Genomic DNA, 19815 nt, shown 5'->3' on the forward strand with positions numbered 1-19815 from the left:
TCGTTTTTCGCAGCGTGAGCTAGCTTGTGGCCCATGCTGCGGATCAACGATCAGATAACCATCGAGGATTGGGAAATCACCGAAACCTTCACCCGGGCGCAAGGTCCGGGGGGGCAGAATGTGAACAAGGTCTCGACTGCGGTGGAACTGCGCTTCGAGGCCGAACGCTCGCCGCACCTGCCGCAACCGGTGAAGAACCGCCTGCGCCGGATCGCGGGGCGCAGATGGACCAGCGATGGCGCACTTTTGCTGCTGGTGCAGGACACGCGCAGTCAGGCGCGCAACCGCGAGATCGCGCGCGACCGCCTCGCCGAGATGATCCGCAAGGCCTGCGAAAAGCCCAAGAAACGCATCCCGACCCGGCCCACGCTCGGCTCGAAGAAGCGGCGTCTGAAGGCGAAGGCGATCCACGGCGAGAAGAAAGCGCTGCGCGGGAAGGTCTCGGATGGGGAATGATCTTTTGGCGCGGCGCGAGCGGCTTCTGGGGCCGAACGTGCCGACCTTCTACGACCGCCCGGTGGAGATCGTTCGGGGGCAGGGCAGCTCGCTTTTCGACGCCGACGGCCAGCGTTACCTCGACGCCTATAACAACGTTGCCCATTGCGGCCATTGCCATCCGCGCATCGTGAAGGCGATCTGCGAGCAGGCGGCGACGCTCAACACCCACACCCGCTATTTGCATGAGGGCATCCTCGACTATGCCGAGGCGCTGCTGGGCAAGTTCGGCTTTGACGGCCAGCTTCTGATGGCCTGCACGGGGTCCGAGGCCAACGATGTCGCGCTGCGCATGGCGCAGGCGGTGACCGGCAAGCGCGGCTTCATCGCGACCGACAACACCTATCACGGCAACACCACCGCAGTGGCGCATCTCTCGACTCGCCGCCCGCCGATCGGAGGCTGGCCGGACCATATCCGCCGGGTGCCCGCGCCCGACAGTCTTGCGCCTTTGGGCGGATCGCTTGAGGCGCAGCCCGAGGCCTTTGCGGCGAATGTGGCCCAAGCAATTGCCGAGCTGGAAGAGAGCGGCCACGGCTTCGCGGGGTTCATGCTCTGCCCGATCTTCGCCAATGAAGGGATGCCCGGCATCGCGCCCGGTTTCCTCGACCCGACGGTCGAGGTGATCCGCCGCGCGGGCGGGCTGATCCTGTGCGACGAGGTGCAGCCTGGTTTCGGCCGGATCGGTTCGCATTTCTGGGGCCACGAATGGCTGGGCTTCACGCCCGACGTGGTCACGATGGGCAAGCCGATGGGCAATGGTCATCCGGTCGCGGGCTTGGTGGCGAAGCCCGATGTGATGGCCGCCTTCCGCGAGGCCTTCGGCTATTTCAACACGTTCGGCGGCAATCCCGTCTCGGTCGCCGCAGCGATGGAGACCTTGCGGGTGATCGAAGACGAGGGCTTGCAGGAGAACGCGGCGCAGGTCGGCGACTACCTTCTGCAAGGGCTGCGCGCATTGTCCCATCCGCTGATTTCTGAGGCGCGCTGCTTGGGGTTTTTCCTCGGGATCGAACTTGCGCAAGACGGCGAACCCGCCAGCGAAGCCGCGGGCCGGATCGTCGAGGCGATGCGCGAGCGCCATGTCTTGATGGGCCGGGTGGGCCGGGCACAACACATTCTCAAGATCCGCCCGCCGATGGTCTTCAATCGGGCCGATGCCGATGAAATGCTGGAGAAACTTGCGCAAAGTTTCGAGGAGCTTCCGGCATGATTTCGGACGAGACCGCACAGGCGATGGCGGACTCCGCCCTCTATTCCTGGGGGCAGGCGAGCGCGCCGCCGCGTCTGGTGAAGAACCGCGAGAATATCGTCTTCGAGGCGCATCTGAAGGATGGCCGCCATGTCGCGCTGCGGCTGCACCGTCCCGGCTATCAGGGCCGCGAAGGGATCGAGGCCGAGTTGCGCTGGTGCGAAAGCCTCGCCGATCAGGGGATGCCGGTGCCGCGCCCGGTGCGTGCGCTGAACGGGGCGCTGACGGGCAGCGTGCGCAACCGCGTCACCTCCTGCGTGGAGTGGCTGGATGGCGCGCCGATCGGCGCGGGCGATCAGCCGCTGTCCGGCTCGCCCGAGGCGGTGCGCGCCGAGGCTCATGCGCTGGGCCGCCTTATCGCGCAACTGCACATCAGCAGCGATGCCGCCCCGCCCGACGGGTTCGACCGGAACCCGTGGGATGGCGAGGGGTTTCTGGGGGAGCGTCCGCTTTGGGGACGTTTCTGGGAACATCCTCAGCTTTCGGAAGTTGAGGCCGCAACGCTGTCTTCGGGCCGCGATCTTGCGCGTGCGCTGTTGGCGCAGGCACAGGATTACGGTCCGATCCACGCCGATTGCCTGCGTGAGAACGTGCTATCGACCCCGGACGGGCTCGCCCTGATCGACTTCGACGATTGCGGGCCGGGCTATCGGCTTTACGACCTTGCGACGGCGCTGGTGCAGGGCTGGGGCGACCCGCTTTGGGGCGAACAGGCGGCAGGGCTCGTCGAGGGCTATCGCAGCCTGCGTCCGCTTCCGCCCGATCAGGAGGCACTTCTGCCGCTTTTCGTGGCGCTGAGAGCCTTCGCGTCTGCTGGCTGGATTGTGACCCGGGCACCGGGTTCCGATCCGCGCCAAAGACTATATTTAGAGCGTGCGCTTGAACTCGCACAGCATTTGGAGAACCGTACGCCGCCATGGGGGACCAGTCGATGAAATGGGCGAAATCCGTCGCGAAGGGCTTGCTGGGGTATCGCCCCGCCTCTTTGCAGGTGGGGGCGCTCTGTCTGCGAATCCGAGACGGCAAGACCCAGGTTCTTCTGATCACCTCGCGCGACACCGGGCGCTGGGTCATCCCGAAAGGCTGGCCGATGCGGGGCCGCTCGCTGTCCGGCGCGGCCAAGCAGGAGGCATGGGAAGAGGCCGGGGCGGTCGGGAAGATCGAAAAGGAGCCCGCCGGGGCGTTCCGCTACGACAAGGTTCTCGATAGCGGCTTGGCCACGCCCACCGATGTCGTCGTCTTCCCGATGCGGGTCGAGACCCTGATGAAGTCCTTTCCCGAAGAGCATCAGCGCAAGCGCAAATGGTTCGCGCCCAAGCAGGCCGCGAAGCTGGTCAACGAAGAGGGCCTGCAGAAGCTTTTGCGCAAGCTCTGAGCCCCGAAAGCCGTCGAACGGCTTGTCACAACGGGTCAAACCCGCTAGGCCCGCGCGGACTTCTGACAATTAGATGACAGGTTCGTGACGGTGGCCAATCAAGACAACGAGTCCCGCGTCAATCAGTGGAAAACGCTCGATAAGGATCTCAAGCGGATCGGACGCGTCGAAAACGCTGCGCAATTCGTGGCGCGCGGCATGGTCGCGCCGGGGATCGCGCTGGCCTTCATCGTGCTCGTCGGTCTGGTGGCCGCGGTGTTGGTGGGCGGTCAGCCCGGCCAGCTGGTGGTGATCGCCGCCGCTGCGATCGGGGCCTATATGGCGCTCAATATCGGCGCGAATGACGTCGCCAACAACATGGGCCCCGCCGTGGGCTCGCGCGCGATGACGCTGATCGGGGCGCTGATCGTCGCCGCCATCTTCGAAAGCCTGGGCGCGCTGGTCGCGGGCGGCGATGTCGTCAAAACCGTCGCGAAAGGCATCATCGATCCGACCGCCTTGCCCGATTCCGGGCATTTCGTCTGGGCGATGATGGCGGCCCTGCTGGCCGCGGCTCTGTGGCTGAACCTCGCGACATGGCTCGGCGCGCCGGTCTCGACCACCCATTCCATCGTCGGCGGCGTCGTGGGTGCGGGCATCGTGGCCGCGGGCTTCGGGGCTGTCGATTGGGTCTCGATGGCGAAGATCGCGGCAAGCTGGGTGATCTCGCCGGTCATGGGCGGCGTGATCGCGGCGGCCTTCCTCGCGCTGATCAAGACGAAGGTGATCTATGTCGATGACAAGATCGCCGCCGCGCGCCGCTGGGTGCCGATCCTGATCGGGATCATGTCGGGGGCCTTCGCCGCCTATCTCGCGCTCAAGGGCCTCAAGCACCTGTTCAAGATCACGATTGTCGAAGCGGTCCTGATCGGCCTCGTCGTCGGTGTCATTGGCTGGCTCGTCACGATCCCGATGATCCGCCGCCAATCCGAGGGGATGGAGAACCGCAAGAAATCGCTCAAGACGCTGTTCGGCCTGCCGCTCGTCGTCTCTGCCGCGCTGCTGAGCTTCGCCCATGGTGCGAACGACGTCGCCAATGCGGTCGGCCCGCTCGCGGCCATCGTGCACACGGTCGAGCAGGGCGATATCGCGGCGCAGGTCGGCATCCCGTTCTGGGTGATGGCCGTGGGCGCGCTGGGGATTTCCGTCGGCCTGCTGCTGTTCGGACCCAAGCTGATCCGCCTCGTCGGCAACGAGATCACCAAGCTCAACCCGATGCGCGCCTATTGCGTGGCGCTCTCGGCGGCGATCACGGTGATCGTGGCGTCGTGGCTGGGCCTGCCGGTCTCCTCGACCCATATCGCGGTCGGCGGCATCTTCGGCGTCGGCTTCTACCGCGAATGGCATGCCGAGAAACGCGCCCGCGAGCTGGGCATCCGCAAGGGCAAGCCCGTCCCGCCGGAAGAGCGCAAGCGCCGCCTGCTGGTGCGCCGCTCGCATATGATGACGGTGGCCACGGCGTGGATCGTCACGGTGCCGGCCTCGGCCGCGCTCTCGGCGGTGGTCTACCTGATCCTCAACGCGATCACCTGACCGCTCAGACCATGACCTTCATCGCCTGCTGCTGGCCGACCTCGAAGACGCGCTTGTAGCGGGCGATCTCGTCCTCCGAGCCCATCGCCTTCGCGGGATTGTCCGACAGCTTCACCGTCGGGCGCCCATCGGCCTCGACCGCTTTGCACACAAGGCTGAACGGCGCGAGCGCGTCATTCGGCACCAGCCCGCGGAAGTCGTTCGTCAGCAGCGTGCCCCAGCCGAAGCTGACCTTCACCCGACCGGCGAACTGCGCGTGCAACTCGCGGATCTTGTCGACGGTCAGGCCGTCCGAGAAGATCACCAGCTTCTGGCGCGGGTCTTCGCCGCGCGCTTTCCACCAGTCGATCGCGATCTCCGCACCCGTCGCCGGGTCGCCCGAATCGATGCGGATGCCGGTCCAGCCCGCCAGCCAATCCGGCGCGTGGTCGAGGAAACCCTTCGTGCCATAGGTGTCGGGCAGGATGATGCGCAGGTTGCCGTCATGCTCTTCATGCCAATCGGCCAGCACCTTGTAAGGCGCCTTCGCCAGTTCCGCATCGCTATTGGTCAGCGCCGCATAGACCATCGGCATCTCATGCGCGTTGGTGCCCACGGCCTCGATATCGCGGCGCATCGCGATCAGGCAGTTCGAGGTCCCGGTGAACGCGCCGCCTTCGGATACATCGCCCAACCCTTCGAGCATCGCCTGCACGCACCAGTCCTGCCACAGGAAGCTGTGTCGCCGCCGGGTGCCGAAATCCGCGATCCGCAGGTTGTCCAGCTCGCGCAGCGCCTCGATCTTCTCCCAGACCTTCGTCATCGCGCGCGCATAGAGCACCTGCAGCTCAAAACGCCCCATCGTGTTCAGCACCGCACGGCCACGCAATTCCATCAGGATCGCGAGCGCCGGAATCTCCCAGAGCATGACCTCGTGCCATTTGCCCTCGAAGGTCAGCTCATATTGCCCGTCGCGCTTCTCCAAGTGATAGGGCGGCAGTTGATAGCCCTCGAACCACTCCATGAAATCCGAGCGGAACATCTGCCGCTTGCCATAGAACGTGTTGCCGCGCAGCCAGGTGCTTTCCCCGCGCGACAGTTTCAGCGAGCGCGCATAATCCAGCTGCTCGCGCAGTTCCGCCTCGTCGATCAACTCCGCCAGCCGGATCGACTTGCTGCGGTTGATCAGGCTGAACTTGACCCGCGTCTCCGGCTTGTTGCGGAAAATAGACTGACACATCAAAAGCTTGTAGAAATCCGTGTCGATCAGAGACCGCACGATCGGGTCGATCTTCCACTTGTGGTTATAGACGCGGCTCGCGATGTCGACCATGGATCAGGCCTCCAGCTTCACACCGGCAGAGCGCATCTCGCTATGCGCCTCCTGCAGCGAGCCGTCGAGATCGATCGCCCGGCAGGCGCCTTCGATCACGGTCGCGCGGAAGCCCAGCTTCGCCGCATCCAGCGCCGACCACGCCACGCAGAAATCGGTGGCGAGCCCCACGAAGGTCAGATCCTCGACGCCCCGGTCGCGCAGGTAGCCCGCAAGCCCCGTCGGCGTCTTGTGGTCATTCTCGAAGAAGGCCGAATAGCTGTCGACATCGCGCCGGAACCCCTTGCGGATGATCAGCTGCGCCCGGTCCACGGCCAGATCGGGGTGGAACTCGGACCCTTTGGAACCTTGCACGCAATGATCGGGCCAGAGCGTCTGCAGCCCATATTCCATATGCACCTGCGTGAAGGGCGCGCCGCCTTCGTGCTGGCTCGCGAAAGAGGAATGGTCCGCCGGGTGCCAATCCTGCGTCAGCACCACGGTGTCGAACTCGGTCATCAGCGTATTCACGCGCGGAAGGATCTCGTCGCCCCCCGATACCGCCAGCGCGCCGCCGGGGCAGAAATCGTTTTGCACGTCGATCACGATCAGGGCTTTGGCCATTTTGTCTCTCCCGCAGGGTCTCTCCATGGGTAGGGCGCGGGCCCCACATGGTCAACGGCTCTTGCCTAACGCCCCCGCACGGCGCTAATGCGGGGCCCATGTTCACCGTTGCCGCCCTTTACCATTTCACCCGGTTCGAGTCCCCCGAGGCCCTGAAGGCCCCGCTGGCGAAGATCGCCTGCGCGCATGGCGTGAAAGGCTCGCTCCTGATCGCGCGCGAAGGGATCAATGGCACCATCGCGGGGACCCGTGAAGGGATCGACGCGGTGCTGGCGCATATCCGCGGCTTGCCGGGCTGTGCCGATCTGGAATGGAAGGAAAGCGCGGCCGAGGAGATGCCCTTCGGCAAGATGAAGGTGCGGCTCAAGCGCGAGATCGTCACGATGGGCGAGCCCGATATCGATCCGAAAGCCCGCGTCGGCCATTACGTCGAGCCGCAGGACTGGAACGCGCTGATCTCCTCGCCCGACACGGTCGTGATCGATACGCGCAACGATTACGAGATCGAGATCGGCACTTTCGAGGGCGCCATCGACCCCGGCACGAAATCCTTCCGCGAATTTCCGCAATGGTGGCGCGACAATGCGCATCGCTTCGACAACAAGCGCGTCGCGATGTTCTGCACCGGCGGCATCCGCTGCGAGAAATCGACGAATTTCCTGCTCTCGGAAGGCGTGCCCGAGGTCTATCACCTCAAGGGCGGCATCCTGAAATATCTCGAAGACATGCCTGAAGACGGCTCGCTCTGGCAGGGCGATTGCTTCGTCTTCGATCAGCGCGTGAGCCTGCGCCACGGGCTGAAACAGGGCGATTACGACAGCTGTCACGCCTGTCGCCGCCCGGTCTCCGCGGAAGACAAGCGCCATCCCGATTACGAGGAAGGCGTCTCCTGTCACCGCTGCATCGGCGAATATTCCGATGCCGATCGCGACCGCTTCCGCGAGCGCGAACGTCAGATGCGCCTCGCCGCCGAGCGGGACGAAGCGCATCTCGGACGCGATTAATTATCCGCGCAGACCTGCGTCAGATCGTTGCAGCCTTGCGTGACGGTCGGAGCCCCGGTGGTCGGGAAGTCCAGACGCGGCAGCGAGAAATCCCCGATGCCAGCCGATGCGGCGGTCGCGCCAAACACAGACAGAACAAGGGCGTAAGCGAGACGTTTCATAGCGGTTCTCCATAACTGAACTACTTGGTTCGGAATTGAATATGAACCGTTCGGTTCGGAAATCAAGCCAAAATGAACTGATCGGTTCGAAATACTGCCTTGCGCTGGACGCAACTCTTAATATTTTAGAACCGTTCTAAAAAAGAGGGCCTCCCATGCTTCCCGGTTTCGCGTCACGCCGCCGTTTCGACGATCTCACTGAACAGGAAGTGCTTGCGCTCGCGATCTCCTCTGAGGAGGACGACGCACGCATCTATCGCCAATATGCCGAACATCTGCGCGCCGAATATCCGGCCTCCGCGAAGATCTTCGACGAGATGGCGAAAGAGGAAGACGAGCATCGCCGCCTCCTGATCGCCCGGCACACCGAACGCTTCGGCGATGTGATCCCGCTGATCCGTCGTGAACATGTCGCGGGCTTCTACAACCGCAAACCGATCTGGCTGACGAAGAACCTGTCGCTCGACACGATCCGCGGCGAGGCCGAGGCGATGGAGCGCGAGGCGGGCAAGTTCTACACGCTCGCAGCCCAGCGTAGCTCCGATGCCAGCACGCGCGAGTTGCTGGGCGATCTCGCCGCTGCCGAACTCGGTCACGAGCAAAAGGCCGAAGAGCTGACCGGCACGCATCTGCCCGAGAGCGAAAAGGAAGAGGAAGACCGTCAGGCCCACCGCCAGTTCATCCTGACCTGGGTGCAGCCGGGTCTCGCCGGGTTGATGGACGGCTCGGTCTCGACCCTCGCGCCGATCTTCGCCACCGCCTTCGCGACCCAAAACCCCTGGACCACCTTCCTCGTGGGCCTCGCGGCGTCGGTCGGCGCGGGCATCTCGATGGGCTTCACCGAAGCGGCGCATGATGACGGCGTGATCTCGGGCCGCGGCTCGCCGATCAAACGCGGCATCGCCTCGGGCGTGATGACGATGCTGGGCGGCTTGGGTCACGCGCTGCCCTACCTGATCCCCGATTTCTGGACCGCGACCACCATCGCGATCATCGTCGTGTTCATCGAGCTCTGGGCCATCGCCTGGATCCAGAACCGCTTCATGGAAACGCCCTTCCTGCGCGCGGCCTTCCAGGTCGTGCTCGGCGGCGCGCTGGTCTTCGCAGCCGGTGTCTTGATCGGCGGCGGCTGACGCAGACCTTCCTCCGACCCGCGCGCCAGCGGCACATGCGGGACGCTCCGCGGGGGATATTTGAGCCAAGGCGAAGACAGGCGCTCCGCTTTCGGCTTGGCAAAAATATCCCCGCCGGAGGCTTCCCGACCCCGCCACGGGCGCGCAGACCTCATTCCATAGCTGGCACTTGCCAAAGGCGCATGCTAGCCCTTGGCCATGCTTGAGATCTTTCTGAAGACCTTGCCGTTTTTCGCCCTGATCGGGCTTGGCTGGTTCGCCGGACAGATCCGCTTTTTCACCGCCGAGGCGACCGCGTGGCTGACGAAATTCGTCTTCTACTTCGCGCTCTCGGCGATGCTGTTCAAATTCTCGGCCAATCTCGATCTGGCCGCGCTTGTCGATCCGCAGTTCATCCTCGCCTATCTCACCGGCTCGGGCGCGGTCTGGCTGATCAGTTTCGCCGTCGCCAAGGCGCGCAAGCTGCCCACCGCGCTCTCGGCGATGGAGGCGCATACCTCGATGACCGGCAATACCGGCTTCCTCGGCGTGCCGATGCTGGTGGTGCTGCTGGGACCGGCGGCGGTTGGACCGGTGCTGATGGTGCTGAGCTGCGATCTGATCGTGTTCTCCTCGATCATCACGATCTTCATCACCGCCGCGCGGCACGGGAAGGTCTCGCTCGCGCCGATCGCGCTGGGGCTGGTGAAGAACCCGATGATCGTCTCGATGGTGGCGGGGCTCGCCTGGGCCGGGCTGAAGCTGCCGATGCCGGGCCCGCTGTCGGAGTTCATGACGATCCTCGGCGCCGCCGCGACGCCGGGCGCGCTCTTCGCCATCGGCGCCTCGCTTGCGGGCAAATCGGCCGAGAAGCCCGCGCCGGCGGTCTGGCTGTCCTTCGGCAAGCTCTTCCTGCACCCGGCCGCGATCGCGATCACCTCGCTTCTGATCTTCGATGTCGACCCCTTCGCGGCAGGCGTGATGATCGCCGCCGCCGCCCTTCCCGTCGCGGGCAATGTCTATATTCTGGCGCAGCATTTCGGGGTGGCGCCGCAGCGCGTCTCGGCCGCCATCCTCGTCTCGACCGCCGTCTCGATCCTCACGGTTCCGGCGGTCATCCATTGGGTTCACGGCTAAGGAGGCTTTGATGAAAACGATCTCGGAAAACCGCTGTTTCGGAGGCGTCCAAGGCGTCTATTCGCACGCGTCGAAGGTCAATGATTGCGAAATGACCTTCGGGCTGTTCCTGCCGCGCGAAGCCGAGGACGGTCCGGTGCCGGTGCTGTGGTATCTCTCGGGGCTGACCTGCACCCATGAGAACGCGATGACCAAGGCGGGCGCGCAGGCTTTCGCGGCCGAGCACGGGATCGCGCTCGTGTTCCCCGACACCTCACCGCGCGGCGAGGGCGTGGCCAATCACGAGGATTACGATCTGGGTCAGGGCGCGGGCTTCTATGTCAACGCGACGCAGGACCCTTGGGCGCCGCATTTCCGGATGTGGGATTACATCGCCGAGGAACTGCCGAACGCCATCGACGCCGCCTTCGAGATCGACCCCGAGCGGCAGGCGATCACCGGCCATTCGATGGGCGGGCACGGTGCGCTGACGCTGGCGATGTCGCTGCCTGATCGCTTCCGTTCCGTCTCGGCCTTCGCGCCGATCGCGAACCCGACGCAAAGCGACTGGGGGCGCAAGCAGTTCAGCGCCTATCTGGGCGACAACGAGGCCGCATGGGCGGCGCATGACGCCACGCTTCTGATGCGCGAGCGTGGGTTCGACGGCGAAGTGCTGATCGACCAGGGCGGTTCGGACCAGTTCCTGGACCTGCTGAAACCCGAGGCGCTGGCCGAAGCGATGGCCGCGCGCCGTCAGCCCGGCACCTTTCGGATTCAGGAAGGTTACGATCACAGCTACTATTTCGTCTCGACCTTCATTCCCGATCACATCGAATTCCACGCCGAGGCGCTCTGGGCGTGATCTGGGTCGACGCGGATGCCTGCCCGGTGAAAGCCGAGGCCGAGAAGGTCGCGACCCGTCTCGGCGTCAAGCTGATGCTTGTCTCCAATGGCGGGCTGCGGCCCTCGCCCAATCCGCTGGTCGAGATGGTCTATGTCGATCAGGGGCCGGACGTGGCCGATATGTATATCGCCGAGCGCGCGACAGTCGGCGATGTGGTCATCACCAATGACATCCCGCTGGCGGCGAAATGCGTCGAGGCCGGCGCGCGGGTGCTGCGTCCCGATGGCGAGGCGCTGACCCCCGCCAATATTGGTAACGTCCTGGCGACACGGGATTTGATGGCGGATCTGCGTTCTGCCGATCCGTTCCGGCAGGGCGGCGGCAAGCCGTTTTCCAAGGCCGACCGGGCGCGGTTCTCGGATGCGCTCGACCGGGTCGCGCGGGCGGCAGCAAGAGAGGTTAAGAATGGTTAAGGCAGTTATCTTCGATATCGGTAACGTGCTGATCGAATGGCAGCCGGAGCGGCATTACGACCGGATCATGCCGCGCGAGACCCGCGAGCAGATGTTCGCGGAGGTCGATCTGCACGGCATGAATGACGAGATCGACCGCGGCGCGCCGTTCCGCGAGACGATCTACGCATGGGCCGAGAAATACCCGAGCTGGCGCGATGCGATCCGGCGCTGGCACGATGACTGGATCGAGATGGCCGCGCCCGAGATCCCGCATTCGCTGCGCCTGATGAAATCCTTGCAGGCCAAGGGGATGCCGGTTTTCTCCCTGACGAATTTCGGGATTCAAAGCTACGATTTCGCGGCCACGCATTACCCGTTCCTGCGCGATTTCGACCGCGATTTCATCTCGGGCCATATGGGCGTCACGAAGCCCGACCCGGAGATCTATCAGATGGTCGAGGACGCGTCGGGACTGTCCGGCTCGGATCTGATCTTCACCGATGACCGCGCCGACAATATCGCGACGGCGCATACCTTCGGCTGGAAGACGCATCTCTTCGACGGGCCGGAGGGCTGGGCGCGGCGGCTGGTCGAGGAAGGCCTGCTGGAGGAGGCGGAGGCCGCATAAGTTCAACTTATGCAGCCGACCCGGAAATAAGAAAAATTTATCTCAGGCGCGTTTCGCGACCGCGACGCCCAGAAGCTCGAGCACCTTCGCCTCGATCTGCGGCGCATCCATGCCTGCCGAGTGATACATATCCTCGGGCGAGGCGTGGTCGATGAACGTGTGGGGCAGGACCATCGAGCGGAACTTGAACCCGTGATCGAAGACGCCCTGCTCCGACAGGTATTGCGCGACATGGCTGCCGAAGCCGCCGATTGCGCCTTCCTCGATGCAGATCAGCGCTTCGTGCTCGGCCACCAGCCGGTCGATCAGATCGGTGTCGAGCGGTTTGACGAAGCGTGCATCGGCGACGGTCGGCGCAAGGCCGCGGGCCTGCAGCGCCTCGCGCGCTTTCAGCACTTCCGCCAGACGGGTGCCATAGGACAGGATCGCGACGCGCGCGCCTTCCGCGATCATCCGGCCTTTGCCGATTTCCAGCGGAACGCCTTCTTCGGGCATGTCGACGCCCATGCCTTCACCGCGCGGATAGCGGAAGGCGATGGGGCCGTCGTCATATGCTGCGGCGGTGGCGACCATATGGACCAGTTCGGCCTCGTCGGCGGCGGCCATCACGACCATGCCGGGCAGCGAGGACATGAAGCCTACGTCGAACGAGCCCGCATGGGTCGCGCCATCCGCGCCCACCAGACCGGCGCGGTCGATGGCGAAGCGCACGGGCAGGCGTTGGATCGCGACGTCATGGACGATCTGGTCGTAGCCGCGCTGCAGGAAGGTCGAATAGATCGCGCAGAACGGTTTCATCCCCGAGGCTGCGAGCCCGGCGGAGAAGGTGACGGCGTGCTGCTCGGCGATGCCCACGTCGAAACAGCGGCGCGGATAGACGCCCGCGAATTGCTTCAGCCCCGTGCCATCGGGCATGGCGGCGGTGATACCGACGATCTTCTCGTCTTTCGCCGCTTCCTTGATCAGGCTTTCGGCGAAGACCTTGGTGTAGCTCGGCGCGTTGGAGGGCGATTTCTTCTGCTCGCCGGTGCTGAGATCGAATTTCGCGGTGGCATGGCCGCCATCGGGGCGGTTCTCGGCCGGGCCGTAGCCCTTGCCCTTTTTCGTCACCGCATGGATCAGGACCGGACCGGTCGCGCGGGCCTTGAGCGTGCGCAGGAGCGGCAGCAGTTGGTCGAGATCGTGGCCGTCGACCGGGCCGACATAGGAGAAGCCCAGCTCCTCGAACAGGGTGCCGCCCATGGCGATGCCCTTGAGCATTTCCTTCGCCCGGCGCGCGCCTTCCTGGAACGGCACGGGCAGCAGGCCGACCGCGCCCTTGGCGGCGGATTTCAGGTCCTGCAGCGGGGCCTCGGAATAAAGCCGGGTGAGGTAGGACGACAGCGCGCCGACGGGCGGGGCGATCGACATCTCGTTGTCGTTGAGCACGACGAACATGCGTTTGCCCAGATGGCCCGCGTGGTTCATCGCCTCGAACGCCATGCCGCCCGACATCGCGCCGTCACCGATCACGGCAATCGCGTCGCCCGTTTCGGCGCCCAGCTCGCGGCCCATCGTGAAGCCGGTCGCAGCCGAAATCGAGGTGGAGCTATGGCCCGCGCCGAACGGGTCGTAGGGCGACTCCGAGCGCTTGGTGAAACCCGACAGCCCGCCCTTGGTGCGCAGGGTGCGGATGCGGTCGCGGCGCCCGGTCAGGATCTTGTGCGGGTAGCACTGGTGGCCCACGTCCCAGACGATCTTGTCGCGCGGCGCGTCGAACACGGCATGCAGCGCGACGGTCAGCTCGACCACGCCCAGACCCGCGCCCAGATGCCCGCCGGTTTGCGACACGGCCGAGATGGTCTCGGCGCGCAATTCGGTGGCGAGCGTTTTCAGCTCGGGATCGGAAAGGCCTTTCAGATCGGACGGCAGTCGCACCTTGTCGAGGAGCGGCGTTGCCGTTTGGTCGTTCGGGTTATCGCTCATTGGCTGCCCCCTAGGCGCGCTACATCTCGCGGGAGATAACGAAACGCGCAGCGGCCCGCAAGTTTTCCGCTTCCTCGCCGTAAGGCGAAAGCGCGTCTATGGCTTGCTCGATCAGCTCGCCCTCCCGAAGCTGCGCACCGGCGAGGCCGAGCAGCGAGACGAAGGTGGCTTTTCCGGCCTCGGCATCCTTGCCGACCCGTTTCCCGGCGGCCTTTTCGCAACCCGTCACATCTAGGATGTCATCGTGAATTTGAAAGGCCAGACCGACCGCATCGGCGAAATCGCTCAGAGGGCCCTCGTCCTCGCCTGCGAGGATCGCGCCGGTGCGCGACGCGAACGAGATCAGCGCCCCGGTCTTGCCTGCCTGCAGTGCGGTGATCTGGCTCAGCGAGAGCGGATCGGTGGCACTTTCCGCCGCGATGTCGAGCGCCTGACCGTGGCCCATGCCAGCCGCGCCGGAGGCTTTCGCGAGCGCGAGGCTGAGCGCGATGCGCCGCTCTGCTGGGCCGAGGACGGGATCGGCGCAAAGCTCGAACGCAAGCGTCTGCAGCACATCGCCGGTCAGCACGGCGGTGGCCTCGTCCCATTTCACGTGAACTGTCGGCTGGCCGCGGCGCAGATCGTCGTCATCCATGCAGGGCAGGTCGTCATGCACGAGGCTATAGGCGTGCAGCGCCTCGACCGCGGCGGCGGCGGGCATCACCTGCGCCTCCGGGATGCCGAAGATTGCGGCGCTTTCGATCGCGAGGAAGGCGCGCAGGCGTTTGCCGCCCTGCAGCGCGTAATGCATCGGAGCGCGCAGCGGCCCCTCGGGCTGGCGCGCCACGGCGGCATCGAGCGCGACCTGAACGGTCGTCTGCACCTCTTTCAAACGGGAGGTGAACATTTATAGACCTTCGGCGGGGGTCGTGCCTTTCGGAGCGCCGTCGGCATTGAGCGTGATTTTCTCCACGCGCGCCTCGGCCTCTTTCAGAAGCTTGGCGCAATGCTCTTTCAGCTTGGCGCCGCGCTCATAGAGTTTGATCGACTCGTCCAGGGGCACGTCGCCATGTTCCAGTTTGCCCACGACTTCCTCGAGAGCCTTCATCGCCTCTTCGAAGCTCAACGCGTCAATATCGCTCATCAATCTGCATTCCCGGTGATATGTCGTCCAATAAGGCTCTGACGCCCGGGTTCCTGCAAACCATATCCGGCTCGCGGAGTCGAGATCACCCCGCGAGACCGGTGCTATCGTGAACGTCTTATCGCCTATTTCTGAAGCGACTCGAGATATGTCGCGAGTGAAAGGACGCGCCCGCGCGTGGCCAGGACGTCGGTGTAATACGGCGCACCGTGTCCGCCCTGTTCCATGAAGACATCGCCGAAGACCGGCATCGGTCCGCCATGCGCCCGCACGCCCGTGCGTCCGTCGATGATGTGGATCGCCTTGAGCATCGGAAATTCGCCGTCATTGGCGGCGGCAAGGCCGGTCAGATCGGCGGGTTTCACGTTCAGATATTCGGCCATCGGCCCGGTGCCCGTGCCATCGTCGCCATGACAACTGGCGCAATACTGGCCGTAGAGAGCTTTGCCGACATCGCCGTCCTGAGCGATGGCCGGGGTCGCGGCGAGACATGCCGCAGCGATGAGGTAAGTGAAGCGCATAGTGTCCTCCCACACAAGTTGACGCATAGGAAGGTTGGGCGCGAAATGAGGCCGAGTCGATGATCGACGTCAATGACGAAGGGCGCTCCTTTTTGCTAAGGAACGCCCCACGAAAAGGGCCATCTCTGTTCGAGATGGCCCTCCGAGATCTACGGAGATGGTCCGGTTAGGGTCCGAAGGATCCAGCCGTCCCAGTCAGGGTTCTTTGCCCCAGGGTTTGCCCTCAGGCCACGGCCCCCCTCACTGTCCCGACACCTCTCTCCACTATCACTCTAGACACTGGACCACCTCCTTTCATGCGTTGCCGTTATCCACAGCGTGCCACAGATTTTGTGTGTGGCAAGAAAAATTACGCAATCCTTGGAGAAAGTTTCGTAACAAGTGCCTTGAAAGGCAGCAGTGCGATCAAAGTCAGGGCAAGTTTGACAAGCCAGTCTGCGGTGGCCAGCGACACCCAGAGCGGCACCGTCGGCCCGAAGCCCAACAGGGGCAGGGTTTCATTGGCCCAGGACACGTCATTCGACGGCTCGAGGAAGATGAGCGCGCTCGAGAAGGCGATCGAGAAGAAGATCAGCGTATCGAGCGACGCACCGATCAGGGTCGAGATCGCGGGGGCACGCCACCACACGCCGTCGCGCAGCTTGTCGAAGACGAAGATGTCGGTCATCTGCGCCACGAGGAAGGCCGCGCCCGAGCCCAGCGCGATGCGCAGCGTGACGGCGGGATAGGTGTAGCCGTCGCCCTGCAGCATGATCTGGCTGCCGATGAGCGAGCAGATCACGCCCACGACGAAACCGGCGGCGACCACGCGGCGCGCGGCGCCCGGGCCGTAGACGCGGTTCATCACGTCATTGACGAGGAAGGCGAAGGGGTAGGTGAAGGCGCCCCAGGTCAGCCAGTCGCCGACGAGGAATTGCACCAGGATGTTCGAGGCCACGACGATGATGGCCATGGCAATGATGCCAGGAATGTAGCGGGTCATGATGTTCAACCGTTTTTACATGGTAGCGGAGACATGGCCCGGAACCCTCCGGGCAAGGGCGCGCGATACGCGCTCGAACGCGTTGCGTCAATCCTTTTTGGCGGTGCGGCGCGTCTCAGGCAGCACGTATTCCACGATCTCGGTGCGCTGCAGGAACCGGAAATTATCGTCGGAAATCATCGTCAGACGGATCGCGCCGCTGTCGTCGCGCCAGACCGCGAGGCCTTCGAGATTGTCGTGACGCCCGGCGCCGGTTTCCAGAAGAACCTCGCCACCCGAGATCGAGTCGCCGTTGATGTCGAAGACCTGAACGCGCGTCCGAAAGCCCAGTAGCCCCCAGAAGTCGCGCTCCAGCAGGTAGAAGCGGCCATCGGGGCCGAAATCCGCACCGACCGGCAGCCAGTTCTCGGAGCGCGGGATGGCGAAGGGTTGATCCCATTTCCCGTCGCGATAGCGCCAGACCGGGTAGGGCCTGTCTTTCGCGCCCGAGCGTTCGGGCATCGTGTAGAGCGTGCCCTGATCGTCGATCGCCAGCGCCTCGAGCGAGGAGTTGTTCTGCATCTTCGCAAAGGCATCCGGGCGTGGCAGCAACTCGGCCGGGCCGCCATCGGTCGGAAAATGCGACACCCGCGCCAGCCCCTCGAAGGAGATATAGACCGAACCGTCCGGCGCCAGCGCCAAGCCTTCGCTGTCACCCAGATGACGGGTCAGCGCCGCGCCTTTGGAGCTGTGAAGCCAGTTCGGCCCTTGTGTGACCCTCACGTCCTTGATCTGGCCGGCTGCGTTGCGATCGAGATGCCCGCGCCAGATGGTCGTGCGGTCCGACTGGGTGACGAAATCGCCTCCGTCCGGCCCCAGCTCAAGCCCTGAAAACCCGCCGAAGACGAACACGCCCGGCATGGTCCAGTGAAAGCTTTGCAGGAATTGCGCGCGGGGATGCGGCCCGGCGGGCGCGAGCCCTCCGAGAATGGCCAGCCCCGCACCTGCAATCAGCGCGAGGTAAGAACGGCGCGACATTGGTTGGGCAGGTCCGACATGACGTAGGTTTTCGCGTTTTTCTTCGGCGGCCCTTTCGGCTTGGGCTTGGCCGCAGTCTTCGGCGGGTTGAGATAATCGGTCACCCACCAGTTCAGCGTGACGTCACAGCCATCGCCTCCCTTCGAGAGCTGCGCCACGGTCGGTTTCTGCGTCTCGCAATAGCGCGCACCGGGCGGGCATTTCAGGCGGACGTGGAAATGGCTGTTGTGGCCATACATCGGACGGATCTTCTGCAGCCATGCGCGATCGTTGCGCGGCACCGTGTTGCACATCGCGATCTTCACGGCGGCGGCCACGAAGATACGGTCGACGCGCGGATCGGCGGCGGCGTGGCGCATCAGAGCGAGATGCTGCGGCGTCCAGTTGGAATTCGTGTGGCGCTGATCGGCGGTGCGCACCGAGATCGAGGAGATTTTCTCCCGCTGGGCGCGGCTGAGATGCAGGTTCGTCGCGGGCAGCATCCAGATATCGGCATCCAGCCCGATCTGGTGGCTCGCATGGCCTCCCGTCATCGGACCGCCGCGCGGCTGAGAAATATCGCCGATATAGAGACCGTTCCAGCCCGGCAGCGACGCGGCATAGCGCGACAGATCCTGCAGGTAGGTCAGCATCGCGGGCTGACCCCAGTTGCGGTTACGCGACAGGCGCATCGCTTGCCAGGTCGGCCCGCTCTCGGGCATGCGCTGGAGGCCTGCGGCGCAGCCGCGCGAGTAGAACCCGATGGCCGAAGGCGCCTGCGCCGAAGCGCTCGCCTTGGAGCCGAAAAGTTGGCGGGCGAGCGGTTCGGCGAATGTGGGCGCAGAAATAAGGCTGAAAGAAAGAGCGGCGACGAGAAATTTCGCGATCATGATGTGGGGGGTCCTTCGGGCGCTGGGTCTCCGTGACTTCTCACGAATCCTAGCAGGACCAGCCCCAAAAGCAAAAGAACGATGATCGGAGTGATGCCCGTCGACTGATTTCCGCTTATCTGCGTCGTGATCCCGATCGCGAGCGGGGCGATGAAGGCGGTGGCTTTGCCCGAAAGCGCGTAGAGGCCGAAATGCTCGGTGATCTTTTCCGGGTCGGCCTGCCGCACCATCATCGTGCGCGAAGCCGATTGCAGCGCGCCGCCGCAGGCCCCGATCATCCCGCCCAGCACCATGAAGGCGATGTCGGGCAGTTTGCTGTCGGGGGTGACGGCCATGCCGAAGACGCTTTCGCGCGAGATCATTACGATGCCGATCACCACCAGCGTCAGCACGACCAGCGAGGTGATGATAACCGCGCGCGGCCCCCAGCGGTCATCGGCCTTGCCGCCGAGCCATGCGAAGGTCGCCCCGGTGATCGTGCCGAGGATGCCGAACAGGCCGATCAGCGTGATCGACCAGTTCAGCACGCCCGCCGCATAGAGCCCGCCGAAGGTGTAGATGCCGTTGAGCGCGTCGCGATAGAACATCGAGCTGAGCAGGAACGAGGTCAGCGAACGTCGATGCGGCAGCGCCTTCAGCGTCGCGCGCAGCTCCGGCCAAGCGCCGCGCAGCGCCGTGCCGATGGGCAGCGCGTCGGGTTTGCGCGGCTCGCGCACCCAGAGGAAGAAGGGGATCATGAAGACCGCATACCAGATCGCGGTGAGCGGCCCGACCGCGCGGGTATCCTCGCGCGTGGCGACGTCGAGGCCGAAGAGCGGCTCGATCCCCAGCATCGTTTTGCCGGTCGTCGGGCTCGCCTGCAGCAGCAGAAGCATGATGAACAGCGTGATCATCCCGCCGATATAGCCGAACGCCCAGCCCGAGCCGGAAATGCGCCCGATTTCCTCGCGAGGCCCGAGGTCAGGCAGGATCGCATTGGTGAAGGTGGTCGCGAATTCCATGCCGATCATGCCGATGGCGAAGCTGATCATGATCGCCATCAGCTTGAAATCGCCCGGCACCGCATACCAAAGGCCCCAGGCGCCCAGCACATACATCACCGAGAAGACCCAGATGAACGGCATCCGCCGTCCCGAGCGGTCCGCGACCGCGCCGAGGAAGGGCGAGCCGAGCGCGATCAGGATCCCGGCGATGCCGACGCCGTAGCCCCAGACGGTCTGCGCCGCCGTGCCCGAGCCCATGAGGTCTTTCACGAAGGGGGCGAAGATGAAGGTGACCAGCAGCGTGTTATAGGGTTGGCTCGCCCAGTCGAAGAACCACCAGCCCCAGATACGTTTCTTCGCCGTGATCATGTCGCCCTCTCCCCGCCGCGCCAGTAATTGCGGCGATCAAGCCCGAAAAGGGACGAT

At 64.6% G+C, this 19815-nt stretch carries 22 protein-coding genes; 11 read left to right on the forward strand and 11 right to left on the reverse strand.

The window, feature by feature from the left end:
* Positions 1 to 33: 33 nt before the first annotated feature.
* From arfB to BMI87_RS14260, 5 genes are all read left to right on the forward strand, one after another.
* The gene (gene arfB, locus BMI87_RS14240) at positions 34 to 456 is read left to right on the forward strand and encodes an alternative ribosome rescue aminoacyl-tRNA hydrolase ArfB (protein WP_075775325.1); all 423 of its coding nucleotides are present in this window, start codon (positions 34 to 36) and stop codon (positions 454 to 456) included.
* A complete protein-coding gene (locus tag BMI87_RS14245) occupies positions 446 to 1708 on the forward strand; it encodes an aspartate aminotransferase family protein (RefSeq protein ID WP_078522280.1) in 1263 nt (420 codons plus the stop codon). The genes arfB and BMI87_RS14245 overlap by 11 nt, the downstream gene beginning before the upstream one ends.
* Positions 1705 to 2682: a phosphotransferase enzyme family protein gene (locus tag BMI87_RS14250; RefSeq protein ID WP_078522281.1), complete on the forward strand. Its 978-nt coding sequence runs from the start codon at positions 1705 to 1707 to the stop codon at positions 2680 to 2682. Before BMI87_RS14245 ends, BMI87_RS14250 begins: the two co-directional genes overlap by 4 nt.
* Positions 2679 to 3122: an NUDIX hydrolase gene (locus tag BMI87_RS14255; RefSeq protein WP_146681617.1), complete on the forward strand. Its 444-nt coding sequence runs from the start codon at positions 2679 to 2681 to the stop codon at positions 3120 to 3122. The genes BMI87_RS14250 and BMI87_RS14255 overlap by 4 nt, the downstream gene beginning before the upstream one ends.
* A 90-nt stretch (positions 3123 to 3212) precedes the next feature.
* The gene (locus BMI87_RS14260) at positions 3213 to 4694 is read left to right on the forward strand and encodes an inorganic phosphate transporter (RefSeq protein WP_246832707.1); all 1482 of its coding nucleotides are present in this window, start codon (positions 3213 to 3215) and stop codon (positions 4692 to 4694) included.
* Positions 4695 to 4698: 4 nt separating this feature from the next.
* Here BMI87_RS14260 and pncB read toward each other — a convergent pair whose 3' ends face one another.
* Positions 4699 to 6006 carry a nicotinate phosphoribosyltransferase gene (gene pncB / locus BMI87_RS14265; protein WP_078522283.1) on the reverse strand — a complete coding sequence of 436 codons (1308 nt, stop codon included), beginning with the start codon at positions 6004 to 6006 and terminating at the stop codon, positions 4699 to 4701.
* A gap of 3 nt (positions 6007 to 6009) precedes the next feature.
* A complete protein-coding gene (pncA, locus tag BMI87_RS14270) occupies positions 6010 to 6609 on the reverse strand; it encodes a bifunctional nicotinamidase/pyrazinamidase (RefSeq protein ID WP_078522284.1) in 600 nt (199 codons plus the stop codon).
* A gap of 98 nt (positions 6610 to 6707) precedes the next feature.
* Here pncA and BMI87_RS14275 point away from each other — a divergent pair, with 98 nt between their 5' ends.
* Positions 6708 to 7613: a rhodanese-related sulfurtransferase gene (locus BMI87_RS14275; RefSeq protein WP_078522285.1), complete on the forward strand. Its 906-nt coding sequence runs from the start codon at positions 6708 to 6710 to the stop codon at positions 7611 to 7613.
* On the opposite strand, the gene BMI87_RS22565 is transcribed toward BMI87_RS14275, so the two are convergent.
* Positions 7610 to 7774, reverse strand: coding sequence for a hypothetical protein (locus BMI87_RS22565; RefSeq protein ID WP_158522192.1), 165 nt, complete (start codon positions 7772 to 7774; stop codon positions 7610 to 7612). The genes BMI87_RS14275 and BMI87_RS22565 overlap by 4 nt on opposite strands.
* Positions 7775 to 7929: 155 nt before the next feature.
* Between BMI87_RS22565 and mbfA the strand changes: the two genes are divergently transcribed.
* From mbfA to BMI87_RS14300, 5 genes are all read left to right on the forward strand, one after another.
* Complete coding sequence (mbfA, locus tag BMI87_RS14280; protein WP_078522286.1) at positions 7930 to 8907, forward strand: iron exporter MbfA; 978 nt, start codon at positions 7930 to 7932, stop codon at positions 8905 to 8907.
* A gap of 198 nt (positions 8908 to 9105) precedes the next feature.
* Positions 9106 to 10023, forward strand: coding sequence for an AEC family transporter (locus tag BMI87_RS14285; RefSeq protein ID WP_078522287.1), 918 nt, complete (start codon positions 9106 to 9108; stop codon positions 10021 to 10023).
* 10 nt (positions 10024 to 10033) lie between these two features.
* On the forward strand, positions 10034 to 10864 hold the full coding sequence (gene fghA / locus BMI87_RS14290; RefSeq protein WP_078522288.1) for an S-formylglutathione hydrolase: 831 nt from the start codon (positions 10034 to 10036) through the stop codon (positions 10862 to 10864).
* Positions 10861 to 11319, forward strand: coding sequence for a YaiI/YqxD family protein (locus BMI87_RS14295; protein ID WP_078522289.1), 459 nt, complete (start codon positions 10861 to 10863; stop codon positions 11317 to 11319). The genes fghA and BMI87_RS14295 overlap by 4 nt, the downstream gene beginning before the upstream one ends.
* A complete protein-coding gene (locus tag BMI87_RS14300; RefSeq protein ID WP_078522290.1) occupies positions 11312 to 11929 on the forward strand; it encodes an HAD family phosphatase in 618 nt (205 codons plus the stop codon). The genes BMI87_RS14295 and BMI87_RS14300 overlap by 8 nt, the downstream gene beginning before the upstream one ends.
* A gap of 42 nt (positions 11930 to 11971) precedes the next feature.
* Here the strand turns inward: BMI87_RS14300 and dxs are convergent, their stop codons facing one another.
* From dxs to BMI87_RS14340, 8 genes are all read right to left on the reverse strand, one after another.
* Positions 11972 to 13894, reverse strand: a complete 1923-nt coding sequence (gene dxs, locus BMI87_RS14305) for a 1-deoxy-D-xylulose-5-phosphate synthase (protein ID WP_078522291.1) — start codon at positions 13892 to 13894, stop codon at positions 11972 to 11974.
* A 19-nt stretch (positions 13895 to 13913) separates the two neighbouring features.
* Entirely contained in the window at positions 13914 to 14780 is an 867-nt protein-coding gene (locus tag BMI87_RS14310) for a polyprenyl synthetase family protein (protein WP_078522292.1), read from the reverse strand.
* A complete protein-coding gene (locus BMI87_RS14315) occupies positions 14781 to 15017 on the reverse strand; it encodes an exodeoxyribonuclease VII small subunit (RefSeq protein ID WP_078522293.1) in 237 nt (78 codons plus the stop codon).
* 125 nt (positions 15018 to 15142) lie between these two features.
* On the reverse strand, positions 15143 to 15538 hold the full coding sequence (locus BMI87_RS14320) for a c-type cytochrome (protein ID WP_078522294.1): 396 nt from the start codon (positions 15536 to 15538) through the stop codon (positions 15143 to 15145).
* 349 nt (positions 15539 to 15887) lie between these two features.
* The gene (locus BMI87_RS14325; protein WP_078522295.1) at positions 15888 to 16520 is read right to left on the reverse strand and encodes a queuosine precursor transporter; all 633 of its coding nucleotides are present in this window, start codon (positions 16518 to 16520) and stop codon (positions 15888 to 15890) included.
* Between the two features lie 87 nt (positions 16521 to 16607).
* Complete coding sequence (locus BMI87_RS14330; protein WP_078522296.1) at positions 16608 to 17537, reverse strand: esterase-like activity of phytase family protein; 930 nt, start codon at positions 17535 to 17537, stop codon at positions 16608 to 16610.
* The gene (gene mepA, locus BMI87_RS14335) at positions 17510 to 18406 is read right to left on the reverse strand and encodes a penicillin-insensitive murein endopeptidase (RefSeq protein ID WP_078522297.1); all 897 of its coding nucleotides are present in this window, start codon (positions 18404 to 18406) and stop codon (positions 17510 to 17512) included. Before mepA ends, BMI87_RS14330 begins: the two co-directional genes overlap by 28 nt.
* Positions 18403 to 19758 carry an MFS transporter gene (locus BMI87_RS14340; protein ID WP_078522298.1) on the reverse strand — a complete coding sequence of 452 codons (1356 nt, stop codon included), beginning with the start codon at positions 19756 to 19758 and terminating at the stop codon, positions 18403 to 18405. The genes mepA and BMI87_RS14340 overlap by 4 nt, the downstream gene beginning before the upstream one ends.
* Between the last annotated feature and the right edge of the window lie 57 nt (positions 19759 to 19815).

Source organism: Thioclava sp. F28-4, from assembly GCF_002020045.1.
Classification (GTDB): domain Bacteria; phylum Pseudomonadota; class Alphaproteobacteria; order Rhodobacterales; family Rhodobacteraceae; genus Thioclava; species Thioclava sediminum.